Here is an 11,164-nt window from a genome sequence, read left to right as displayed (position 1 = left end):
GCATTTCTATCCCACTATGCACCAACTGATTCGCCTCGATGGCACCCACAGCGCACTGGTGATTGAGTTTGCGGTGGGCCATATGCCCACTTGGCGCCACTACGGTGCGCGCTTGGGTTCTACCCCTTTGCTCAGTGCGTGGTCCACCCCTGCATTGCGACGCTTGCCACCGGGCAGTATGGACACCTTGTTAGGCGCGCCCATACTGCCTTGCTTTGGCCATGCGCAGCCCCACGCAGCGGCGCTGCGCAGCCACCGTGATGGGCTGCAGGGCATCCAGTCGCTGGTGGCACGGTCTTTCTCCCTAGAGAACAACGGGGACACGCACAGTGTCGTGTTCGTGCTGCACGACAGCAGCACGCAAGAAGCGGCTGCTCTGGAAGTGACCCTGCGCATGGACATGCATGTTCCCAGTGACGTCCTCACCCTGCGTACCACCTTGCGCAATACGGGCACCGCAGCGCTGCAAATTGACGCACTGGCCGCCGGCACTGTGGCTATGCCCGCTGCCTTGCAAGATGTCGGCTATTTCACAGGCCAGTGGGCCCATGAATACCAGTGGCAACGCCATGGGGTCAGCCCTGCAGGCTGGGCCCAGCTCAACCAGCATGGCCGCAGCTCGCACGAATCCCCGCCCACTTGCTTTGTGATGGCTCCCAATGCTGACGAGCACACTGGTGCCGTCGTTGCCGCCCATTTGGCGTGGAGTGGCAACCACCACTTTGCGTTGAACCGCAGCGACGACGGGGCTTGGATGCTGCAAGCCGGTGAGTGGCTGGCACCGGGCGAGTTGCGTCTAGGCGCGGGTGAGAGCTATGCCTCTCCCGCCTTGCACCTCAGTTGGTCGGACCAGGGCTTGAATGGGGCCTCGCAGCAGCTGCACCAATACACACGCCAAACCGTGCTCCAGTGGCACGGTGGTGCCATGCGGCCACGCCCCGTGCATCTCAACACCTGGGAAGCGGTGTACTTTGACCATGACTTGCTGGTTCTACAAGACTTGGCCACGCGCGCAGCTGCGGTGGGCGTAGAGCGCTTTGTACTGGACGACGGCTGGTTTCCTGGCCGACCCAACGACCGCAGTGGCTTGGGGGACTGGTGGCCTGACGCAGCCAAATACCCCGAGGGCTTGGGCCCCTTGATTGCCCATGTGCACCGCTTGGGCATGGAGTTTGGCCTGTGGGTAGAGCCTGAGATGGTCAACCCCGACAGTGCGCTGTTTCGCGCGCACCCAGACTGGGCACTGCAGGCTTCGGGCTACCCCTTGAGCTTAGGCCGCAACCAATTGGTGCTGGACATTGCCCGCCCAGAGGTGAGCGACTACTTGTTTGACAAGCTCAGTACGCTCTTACGTGACAACGCCATCGCCTACTTCAAGTGGGACATGAACCGTGACTTAGCCCAGGCCCAAAACGCCCAGGGGCGCATGGCCTATGGTGCGCAGGTGCATGCCTTGTATGCGCTGCTGGCGCGTTTGCGCCAAGCCCATCCCCACGTAGAAATCGAAAGCTGCGCCTCCGGTGGTGGACGCATGGACCTGGGGGTGCTGCGCCACACCCAACGCTTTTGGACCAGCGACAACAACGATGCACTTTCTCGCGTTGCGATCCAAAGTGGCGCGGCGCGGGTGTTCCCGCTAGAAGTCTTGGGTGCCCATGTGGGGCCCGCGCCCGCGCACTCTACGGGGCGTGCGCAAAGCATGGACTTCCGCGGTGCGGTTGCCTTGTTCGGGCATATGGGGGTGGAGGCCGATGTGCGCCACCTGAATGCGGCAGACCAGGCAAGCCTATCGCGCTGGATCGCACTCTACAAAGCCTGGCGTCATGTGTTGCACACCGGAACCTTCAGCCAAGGGCGCACCGCCCATGGCGTGTGGTGGCTGGTGCAAACCGCCACCCAGTGCGTGTTGGGCGTGTTTACCGATACCGCGCCGGCATTCAACCACCATGCGCCGTTGACCTTGCCTTCCTTTAAGACAGAGCATCTGTGGCGCGTGCGCTTGGTGGCGCAAGCCGGCCACGAGCGTGCGCGGGGCGATGCTATGTCGGCGGGCCTTGAGGCATTTGCGCACGAGGGGCTGCTGTGCAGCGCCTCCGAGCTGCGCTGCGTGGGCCTGCCGCTTGCCAATATGAACCCAGAATCGGCCTTGGTGCTGACCTTGGAGCTACAAACCTGAGGGCCTGCCTGCACCGTGCCCCTTGCTACCGACCTTTACTGACCCGCACCTGTGATCGACATGACTACCCACACTACCCAAGACGCGAAAAATTTTGCCCACTACCCTAGCCTGGCTGGCCGTACCGTGTTTGTGACCGGAGGCAGCTCTGGCATTGGGGGCGACATCGTGGTGGCCTTTGCCCGACAAGGGGCCAAAGTGGGCTTTACAGGGCGCAATGCACAGTCGGCGGCCGACGTGGTGGCGCGCGCCAGTGCAGTGGGGCCAACACCCCTGTTTTTGCAAAGCGACGCGACCGACGTGCCAGCACTGCAACAGGCCATACGCACGACCGCAGAGACCTTGGGTGACATCGCCGTGTTGGTGAACAACGTGGCTAATGACCAACGGCATGACCTCATGGCCGTGACCGAAGAAGACTTTGACTGGCGTGTAGCCATCAACTTGCGGCCCCACTTTTTTGCCGCGCAGGCGGTGGTGGAGGGCATGAAGCGCTTGGGTGGCGGTGCCATCGTGAACCTGGGTTCCACCAGCTGGATTGGCAAAAGCAAGGGCTACCCCGTGTACGCCACCTGCAAATCGGCCACCGTGGGCTTGACCCGAAGCTTGGCCAAGGAGTTGGGCGAGTTCAAAATTCGGGTGAACACCCTGACCCCCGGCTGGATCATGACCGAGAAGCAGCTCACCATGTGGGTGGACGAGGCCGGCGAGCGTGCCATGAATGAAAACCAATGCCTACCCGGTCGCATCGTCGGCAATGACGTGGCCAACTTGGCTTTGTTCTTGTCGGCGGACGACAGCCGCATGGTGACAGCGCAAGACTTCATCATTGACGCAGGTTGGAACTGAGCATGCCCGGCTATTCGGTGGTGATTGCCGCGCCCATGGACTTGGGCGAAGGCCCTTTGTGGCATGCGGCCTCGGGGCGGTTTTTCTGTGTGGATATTCACGGCCGCACCATCCATGCCTGGAATCCAGAAACGGATGTGCACCAGCAGTGGGCCACGCCTGAGCGCATTGGCTGGTTGATTCCCAGGCGCGACGGCGACGGCTTTATGGCGGGCTTGCAGTCCGGCTTTTACCGCCTGTGGCTGGAGCCACAGTTACGTTTGGAGTTGGTGGCCAACCCGCATGCGCACAACCCAGCGGTGCGCCTGAACGACGCCAAGGCCGACCCCTGGGGCCATATCTGGGCGGGGTCTATGAACAACGACACGCCCCAGCAGCCTGACGGCCAACTCACGCGCTTGGACAGCAATGGCAGTTTTGAGGTGGTGGAGCGCGGCATCCACATATGCAATGGCCCCGCCATTGCCAGCAACGGCCAGTGGATGCTGCATACCGACTCGCTCTTGGACACCACCTACCGCTATGACATGACGCCTGAGGGCAAGCTGGTCAACAAGACCGTATGGCGCCGATTTACCGCGCAAGAGGGCACGCCCGATGGCATGACCGTGGACGCGGACGGCCATGTGTGGCTCGCGTTTTGGGGCGGTAGCTGCATTCGCCAGTTCACACCCGATGGGCGCTTGCTGCGCAAGATAGAGCTGCCCGCCAGCCAAATCACCAGCATGGCGTTTGGCGGCCCTGATCTCGACACGCTCTTGGTCACCAGCGCGCGCAATGGCTTGAGCGCTGAGCAACTCGCCAAAGAACCGCTGGCGGGTCACGCCTTTGTGCTCAAACCCGGTGTGCGTGGCGTATTGCCCTGTGTTTTTGGCTAAAAGTGCCTGTGGCGCGCATGGGGTATGCGCGTAGGGCTACTATGTCTGTAGCAATACGCATGTAAACCTTGGCTGGCATGAATGCGGCAGCGAGAATCCAGAGGGGCAAGCGGCGGAATATGGAATTCCTTATCAGTCCGACCGAGAGGTTTGGACGCAAGCGCTTGAGAAGTAGGTGAGGCGCTGATTTAAAATAACTTCAAAATAAAGGTGTATATTGTTTTGGAAGTTGGATAATATTTTGTATATAAATACCAAGATGGTTTTTAAATTGTATTTAAAAAATCTAGTATTTTTCTTTTGTTTTTTACCGATTGAGGGGGCGGTGCAGGCGCAAATTATCTTGGATTCGATGGTTGCACGAAAATCCAAGGAGTGTGACGTTGTTGCTAATGCAAAAGTCAAAGATAAATTCAAGCAATTGTCGGCTATCTCAACGCCAACTGAGTTGGTAAAATTTATCAAACTAATCCATGATAAATTTCTCTTGCTAGAGCCTTCTTTTGCAGTGACCGTCGAACTTGACCGACTATTTGCGTCCACGCCGCTCAAGCAAACCTGGCCATTCAAAGTCCCGGACGACTCTAAATGGATGAAGACGGAGTTTGCGCCAGACAGTGCGCTTGCTGGGACCATCAGCTTTCGCACAGAGGAGAAAAATTGGTGGAGTGGAAATATTCACTATGTTTCACAATTGCAAAACTCCGGATTTAACTTTGAGTTGGTAGAGAGAGAACTAGGTCCGTATATTGTTGGTGCTGATCCTTTCGGTAAAGGGTTTATTCCCCCGAATCTAGAAACCCTTGATTCCGCCACTAGACGCCCTCCCGCTAGAAATTCACATGGATATTTTGAATATATACAAGTTAACTCAGATGCTCGTTGCAAATCGCACTTGATGGTTCGACTCAATGCTGATGGTAATGTGAGAGACATCGATTTAAAGCAGGAGAAGTTTTAGTTCGGAAAAGTTGGGTGAAACGACCATTCTGAGTATCAAAGCATGGGCCGAGCACGGTCCAATGTTTTTGAAAATAAGCATGAAATAGAGCGATGTTGCAGCCAAGGCAACAGCATCACATTTCGGCGACGGAGCAATAAAGGTTTTATCCACTACCGCAAAGCCAATTCCGGTTCGCAGGCTGATCACTGATTTATTCAGCGCGGACTGCATCCAAAGTTAATTGGGTTCTTTCTTTACTCAGCCGCTTCTCTTAGCGGGAAATCATGGGCTGGCGCCAATGCACGTCAAGGAGCCAGCCGTTGCTTCATCTCAACTGGCTTGGTGCTCAGCTCCCGTCAGGGCGGCAGGCATTGGCCACTGCATGAGTTCTGCCAAACGGCAAATCACCCACTGCGCCTCGGTGGGGGTCACCACTGAATCTTCTAAGAGCAGGCCTTGCTGGCAGCGCTCCAGCACATCATGCTCGGTGATTCCTAGGCTGAACTGCATGGTGCCTGCGGTCTGCGTGAGTAGGTTGGCCAGGTCTTCGCACAGCTCGTAGCTTGCATCATTTCTTCCAAATGGCGAAAGCGCAAGGGGCAAGCTGCGTACCAGCGGGCGCACACATAGCAAAGCACTCAACAGCAATTGCAAAGCCGTTTTTACAAAGACACGCCGTCATCGTCCTCACAATGGCTCATTGCGACAGAGCCGCTGCGACCTGCATCCGGTGATGCGCGATGAAGACCTAGGTTTGCTGCAAATCTGGGTCAAGGCCAAAGCCAAAGCCAAAGCCATCGGCATCAGCGGGCGGCGCGAGGGCGGTGGCTACTTTTTACCGCGTGCGGTATTTGAATGAAGGGGCTAACGATGCAACGAACGACTCAACGCGCATTCACTTGCGCAACCTTGGCCCGGTCCACCACGGATAAGCCACGGAGCTAAGCCATGCCCACCACCACCCTCATCCCCGCAGAGCGCATCCTCACCATTAGCAGCGCCAGCCTAGAGGCCCAAGCCGGTCACGCCCAACTTCAAGCCGTGCGCTTGGAAGGCCACGAAGGCATCAACCAACTCTTTCGCTACCAACTCACCCTGCAAACCCCGGACACCTCGGTCCCGGGTGGCCTGGTAGAGCTGGACCTCCAAGCCCTCATGGGCCAGGCCATTAGCTGCCACATCCAGCTCGAAGGCATGGGCACGTTTGAGGCGGGCAGCATCGGTGGGGTCGTCAAGGGCCAACTCGCCACCCCCCACCAAGGCAGCGGAGAGCGCCAAATCAGCGCCCTCATCACCGCAGCCACCCTCATTCAAGAAACCCCGCGCCAGCGCGTCTACCAACTCACCCTGGAGCCCTGGCTGGCCCAGGCCCGGCTCAAGAGCGACTGCAAAGTCTTCCAAGACATGAGCCCGGTCGACGTGATCGAACACGTGCTGGCCAACTACCCCCAGCCCAGTACCAAGAGGCTCCTAGAGAGCTACCCCGTGCGCGACTACTGCGTGCAGTACAACGAAACCGACCTGCAATTCATCACCCGGCTCATGCAAGAGTGGGGCATCAACTACCACTTCGAGCACAGCGGCGAGGCCCACCGCCTCATCTGGAGCGACCACAACGGCGCCTTCCAAATCCGGCAACAAGACCTGCAACAAAACAGCGCTGATCCCGGCCTCAACCCCTACCACACCATCCCCTACTACCCGCTGGGGCACAAGACCGACCGCGAGTACATCCACCGCTTCAGCCCGGTGCAGCGCCTGACTGCCAGCGCCTACGCCAGTGCCGACTACGACTACACCCGCCCCCAGGCCAGCCTGGCGGTGCAAGCCAGCAGCGACCATGCAGGCAATCACCCGGCCCACCAGATCTACCTCTGGCGGGGAGGGAACAGCGGAGTGAACAGTGGAGCAGGTGGTGGAGCAAACACCTCCCTCTCTTCCTCCGACTACAGCCAGCCCAATGCAGGCGCAAACAGTGCCGCCAACCAGACCGAACCCCAAGGCCAACACCTAGCTCGCTTGCGCCTGCAAGCCCTGCGCCAGGGGGCCTTACGCGCCCGAGGTGCCGGCCACATCCGCGGCATCGTGCCCGGCAGCAGCTTCACCCTGGCCGAGCACCCCCAGACCAGCGCCAACACCGAATACATCGTCTTGCACACCACACTCGACATAGAAAACCCGAGTGAGCACAAAACAGGTAGCACCAACACCCAAGACACCACCCAAGGAAAGTGGCGCGTCCACACCGAATTCGAGGTCCAGCCCAGCACCATCGCCCTGCGCCCTGACGGCACACAGAGCAAACCCCTGATCCCCGGCCCCTTGAGCGCCTTGGTAGTCGGCCCCGCAGGGGCCAACCACCACACCGACTACCTCAGCCGCGTCAAGGTGCACTTCCCCTGGGATAGGCACGACGCGCGCGACCAACGCAGCAGCTGCTGGGTGCGGGTGGCAAGCCCTTGGGCGGGCAACCAGCTAGGGGCCATCCACATTCCCCGCATCGGGCAAGAAGTGCTGGTGAGCTTTGAAGGCGGCGACCCGGACAAACCCATCGTTATCGCCTCTGTCTACAACCAGAACAACCAGCCTCCCTGGGAGCTGCCCGGCCAACAAGCCTTAAGTGGTATGCGTAGCCGCGAGCTCACCGCAGGCCAAGGCAACGCCGCCGCAGGAAGAAGCAACCATGTGCTCTTGGACGACACCGCAGATCAAATCCAGGTGCAGGCCAAGAGCGACCACCAGCACAGCAGCTTGAGCCTAGGCCACATCACCCGCATAGAGAGCAGGGCAGGCCGCCAAGAACACCGGGGCGAAGGCTTTGAGCTGCGCACGGATGGCCACGGCGCTATCCGCGCCCAAGACGGCCTGCTCATCACTACCGAAGGCAGGCCCAACGCCCAAGGCCATGTCAAAGCCCTGAGTGAAACCGCTGCGCGTCTAAGCCAAGCGCAAGAGCAACACCACAGCTTGGGGAACTTGGCCGCTCAGCACCAGGCCCAAGACGCGGGAGACAACGCAGACCAGGGCGAAGTCGCCAGCGCACTCCAGGTGCAAAACGAGGCCATCAAGGGTAAAGAAGGAATGCACCCAGAACTCACCGAGCCTCACCTTGTCTTAGCCAGCCCAGCCGGTATTGAGAGCACCACCGCAGGCTCCACCCACCAGCACAGCCAAGAACACCATGCCATCAGCGCAGGGGGCCATGTGAGTACGTCTACCGCCAAGAGCTGGCTCTTGAGTGCCAAAGAAGCCATCAAACTGTTTGCCTACGGCAAAGGTAAAAAAGACCCGAACCACAGCGGCATCAAACTCGTAAGCGCCAAAGCAGACATCGACATCCAAGCCCTGCAAAAGAGCGTGAACCTGCTCTCCAAGCTGGACATCACCGTCACCGCCAACCGGGTCAGCATCATGGCCAAAGAGCGGCTGGTCATCAACGGCGGCGGCAGCCAAACGGTGTGGAGTGCAGCCGGCATCCACAGCCAAACAGCCGGCAGCCATGTGGCGCATGCGGCCTACCACGGGCTGGCACCGGGCAAGGCGGGGAGTGTGAGCATGCCGAGTTTGCCTTTTGTGCCGGAGAACCTGCCCAAGCCGTACAGCGCACGGCTGAACCTTGCTTCCGTGTTGGGCGTGGACGCAATCAGCCGTAACGTGGTGGCATCGCTGCCCGTGCGGGCTTACACCGCTTCCGGTGAATTGATTGCTGCTGGCGGTCTGGATGCCAAGGGCAACACCCCCACCATCTACGCTGGCAAGGCCGAGAAACTGCGCCTCGTGCTGGGCGATGGACAGTGGGGCAAAACGACAGACACACAGCATGACTGAACGCCTCCACCGAACACCCGCACAACAAAACACCAAAGATTCACAGCATGACGACCGCCACAGACACCCAAGACACCAGCACCGCCACCCCCGCCGCTGCAACCCCTGCCCCGGTCGTAGCCACCACCGTGCAATTCATAGGGCTCGACGGTTTGCCCATTGCAGGCTTGACCGTGCGCATCACGATAGACGGCACAGCCACCATCTACCCAACTGACGACACCGGCTTCATACCGCAGCTGCTCGCCCCTCCCGATAAAGACGTGGAGATTGAAGTCCAGCGCTTGGATGGCAGCTACAAGCGCATTGACCAGTGCATCACGCCGGCCACCCCCAGCAACTGGACGTACACCAGCCCGAGCATGGTGTTTGAAGTCACCACTGAACTGCACCAAGGAGAGCCTGGGCAAGCAGAGAGCCAGATTCCGCGATGGAGTGATGATGACATGGGTGTGCTGGAACTCGTGGCGGCAGCCCAAGCAGAGCCGCCAGTCAGTGATGCGTATCGGGACGAGGGGCGCAACCATCCCAAGCCGCCCGCACCAGCAAAGCCAGGCCCGGCCAAGCAACTCGCCACCCAGAAACAACCCGACCCTGCCCGCGCCACAGCCCCCAAGACCGGGGCCCAAGCGCCCCTCCAAACAGGGCGCGATGCCCAAGGCAACCCGCTGATGGTGTATGCCGAGAAAGTCAAGGACTGGTGGGGGAGCTGGTCGTTTGCGTGGCTTACTAGTGCCCACGCACAAAGCCAGTCATCGGGTACTGGGGCCAACAAACAGGTGACCCATATTGGGGGTATGCAAAAGCAGGTACAGGCGTTGATAGATTTTGCGGAGGAACAGGTGACCTATGACTACGCCAAAAGCGAAGGCACGGCCACCATCTACGCGCAGATGAAGAATGGCACGTTCAAGCACAAGAAGGGGGAAAGAGAGAGGCCTCGCGTTGGCCCCGGTCGCTGCTACCAATGGGTGCGGCTGGCCTTGGCGCGCACGGTGGTGACACAGGGCTTTCTGGCCGACGACGGGACATACACAGAGCAGGAATCCGCCAGCAATGCGGACGAGCCGCTCAAGCGCAAGGGCTTCAGGGACGTAACCGCCGAACTCCCCGATGCCCGTTGGGCAGCGGCGGGCGATGTGATCGTCTATGCATGGTCAGACCGGGCTTGGGAGAGCCGCAAAGCCAAGAAGAAAGCCCTCACCATGCCCAACCACGGGCATATCGATATTCGTAGCTATGAGACCTACATCAGCGACTTCATTCCTGAATCTGGTCGCCCGAACTGGACGGACTACACCAACATCCGCATCTACCGCAAAGTGTTTGACCCCATGCCGACGATTTACATCAAGGCTTTCTTGCGCTGCTTGCGGGACTTTGAATGCACCGAAGAGCCGGATGACTCCAAACGCTACAACATGCTAAACACGGCGCTACCGAGCAACCCTAACTCACGCCGGTTTAGCAGTTACAAAACCCACCCTTGGCAGGAAGCGGTGAAGGTATTTGCAGCCAACAATAGTAAATCGGCAGCGGGTGCGTACCAAATTCAGCAGGCCACTTGGCAAGAAGCGATCAAGGAAGGTTTAACTGATTTGACCGCTCAGGATGATTTGTTCAGCGCTGCCGTGCAAGACAGAGTGGCTGTTCGCTTACTTGAAACGAGGCCGCTAAAAAGCTCCATAAAGGCGCTCCCACTGATTCGCAAGAATCAAATCGAAGATGCAGTGAAGGCATTGCAAACGACTTGGACCAGCCTGCCTGGCTCCACAGAGAACGCTAAACGCAAATTCCCCGACGGACGGCCTATGGATATGGCTTGTTTCATGAGCCAATTTAATAAGTATGTGACAGAAGAAAAGGCGAGGGGAAATATCAAATGATGAAGAAATTTATATCTATTGCCATTGCATGTTGTGCGCTTTCTATAAGTGTGTTTGCAGGCAGTTTGACGTCAGCGCAAACTGAAGTGAAGGAGTTTGCCGATAGGATGTATTCGTATAGTGCAAATGAGTTTGAGGGAGCTTTGTTTAATGGAAAGCAAGATGGGGCCAGAAACTGCAGAATATTGAAGATCTTTTTTATAGATGGTTTATTAACACCAGAGGATAAAAAATGGCGTAGTTGTGAAGTTGCAGGAGTAGGATATTTGCGTTATCCTAAACTTGGTTCTTATGATTTTGATTTATATGGAGAAAAAGGGGCAATCAAAGGCTTGAAAATATATGGCATTCAGGCGGATGGAGATAAAGGAACATTCACCGCTGAAACCACGAATTTTGGTAGTGTTAATTACTTTCTTCGAAAATTCAACAATCAATGGAAGATAGTAAATGCGTCCGCCTTTAATATTTCCGGCGAAAAAAATTCACACACTTACTGCGCGATGATTGAAATTCTGAACGATATCGAACCCTGGCAATTGAAATGGGTTCATCCGCTCTGTGTTGACGAAGTTTCAAAGTATCTAAAGAAATAGTCAGGGTC

General features: G+C 57.9%; 9 protein-coding genes. 8 read left to right on the top strand and 1 reads right to left on the bottom strand.

Annotation, left to right across the window (positions count from 1 at the left end):
* The first annotated feature begins 16 nt into the window (after window positions 1-16).
* The 4 genes from EXZ61_RS19565 to EXZ61_RS19550 all read left to right on the top strand — a co-directional run bounded on the left by EXZ61_RS19565 (window position 17) and on the right by EXZ61_RS19550 (window position 4,864).
* On the top strand, window positions 17-2,176 hold the full coding sequence (locus tag EXZ61_RS19565) for an alpha-galactosidase (protein WP_142813574.1): 2,160 nt from the start codon (window positions 17-19) through the stop codon (window positions 2,174-2,176).
* A 60-nt stretch (window positions 2,177-2,236) separates the two neighbouring features.
* Window positions 2,237-3,025 carry an SDR family NAD(P)-dependent oxidoreductase gene (locus EXZ61_RS19560; RefSeq protein WP_142813572.1) on the top strand — a complete coding sequence of 263 codons (789 nt, stop codon included), beginning with the start codon at window positions 2,237-2,239 and terminating at the stop codon, window positions 3,023-3,025.
* 2 nt (window positions 3,026-3,027) lie between these two features.
* A complete protein-coding gene (locus EXZ61_RS19555) occupies window positions 3,028-3,903 on the top strand; it encodes an SMP-30/gluconolactonase/LRE family protein (protein ID WP_142813569.1) in 876 nt (291 codons plus the stop codon).
* A 229-nt stretch (window positions 3,904-4,132) separates the two neighbouring features.
* A complete protein-coding gene (locus EXZ61_RS19550) occupies window positions 4,133-4,864 on the top strand; it encodes a hypothetical protein (protein ID WP_142813567.1) in 732 nt (243 codons plus the stop codon).
* Between the two features lie 312 nt (window positions 4,865-5,176).
* Here the strand turns inward: EXZ61_RS19550 and EXZ61_RS19545 are convergent, their stop codons facing one another.
* Window positions 5,177-5,488 carry a hypothetical protein gene (locus EXZ61_RS19545; RefSeq protein WP_142813565.1) on the bottom strand — a complete coding sequence of 104 codons (312 nt, stop codon included), beginning with the start codon at window positions 5,486-5,488 and terminating at the stop codon, window positions 5,177-5,179.
* 91 nt (window positions 5,489-5,579) lie between these two features.
* On the opposite strand from EXZ61_RS19545, the gene EXZ61_RS22430 reads away from it, so the two are divergent.
* The 4 genes from EXZ61_RS22430 (at window position 5,580) to EXZ61_RS19530 (ending at window position 11,156) form a co-directional block, all read left to right on the top strand.
* Window positions 5,580-5,705: a hypothetical protein gene (locus tag EXZ61_RS22430; RefSeq protein WP_281063810.1), complete on the top strand. Its 126-nt coding sequence runs from the start codon at window positions 5,580-5,582 to the stop codon at window positions 5,703-5,705.
* A gap of 89 nt (window positions 5,706-5,794) precedes the next feature.
* Window positions 5,795-8,674 (top strand): type VI secretion system Vgr family protein, encoded by a 2,880-nt coding sequence (locus EXZ61_RS19540; RefSeq protein WP_142813564.1) that lies wholly within the window; start codon window positions 5,795-5,797, stop codon window positions 8,672-8,674.
* 47 nt (window positions 8,675-8,721) lie between these two features.
* Window positions 8,722-10,560 (top strand): lysozyme family protein, encoded by a 1,839-nt coding sequence (locus EXZ61_RS19535; protein WP_142813562.1) that lies wholly within the window; start codon window positions 8,722-8,724, stop codon window positions 10,558-10,560.
* Window positions 10,557-11,156: a hypothetical protein gene (locus EXZ61_RS19530; protein WP_142813560.1), complete on the top strand. Its 600-nt coding sequence runs from the start codon at window positions 10,557-10,559 to the stop codon at window positions 11,154-11,156. Before EXZ61_RS19535 ends, EXZ61_RS19530 begins: the two co-directional genes overlap by 4 nt.
* The last annotated feature ends 8 nt before the right edge of the window (window positions 11,157-11,164 follow it).

Source organism: Rhodoferax aquaticus (assembly GCF_006974105.1).
GTDB classification, from domain to species: domain Bacteria; phylum Pseudomonadota; class Gammaproteobacteria; order Burkholderiales; family Burkholderiaceae_C; genus Allorhodoferax; species Allorhodoferax aquaticus_A.
Note: the sequence above shows the minus strand (reverse complement) of the source record. Positions and strands in the feature narration are given on the sequence as shown.

Excerpts from the sequence above, each read along its gene's own strand:
- EXZ61_RS19565 (WP_142813574.1), top strand. The coding sequence starts at position 17 with ATGCACCAACTGATTCGCCTCGATGGCACCCACAGCGCACTGGTGATT.
- EXZ61_RS19560 (WP_142813572.1), top strand. The coding sequence starts at position 2,237 with ATGACTACCCACACTACCCAAGACGCGAAAAATTTTGCCCACTACCCT.
- EXZ61_RS19555 (WP_142813569.1), top strand. The coding sequence starts at position 3,028 with ATGCCCGGCTATTCGGTGGTGATTGCCGCGCCCATGGACTTGGGCGAA.
- EXZ61_RS22430 (WP_281063810.1), top strand. The coding sequence starts at position 5,580 with ATGCGCGATGAAGACCTAGGTTTGCTGCAAATCTGGGTCAAGGCCAAA.
- EXZ61_RS19540 (WP_142813564.1), top strand. The coding sequence starts at position 5,795 with ATGCCCACCACCACCCTCATCCCCGCAGAGCGCATCCTCACCATTAGC.
- EXZ61_RS19535 (WP_142813562.1), top strand. The coding sequence starts at position 8,722 with ATGACGACCGCCACAGACACCCAAGACACCAGCACCGCCACCCCCGCC.
- EXZ61_RS19530 (WP_142813560.1), top strand. The coding sequence starts at position 10,557 with ATGATGAAGAAATTTATATCTATTGCCATTGCATGTTGTGCGCTTTCT.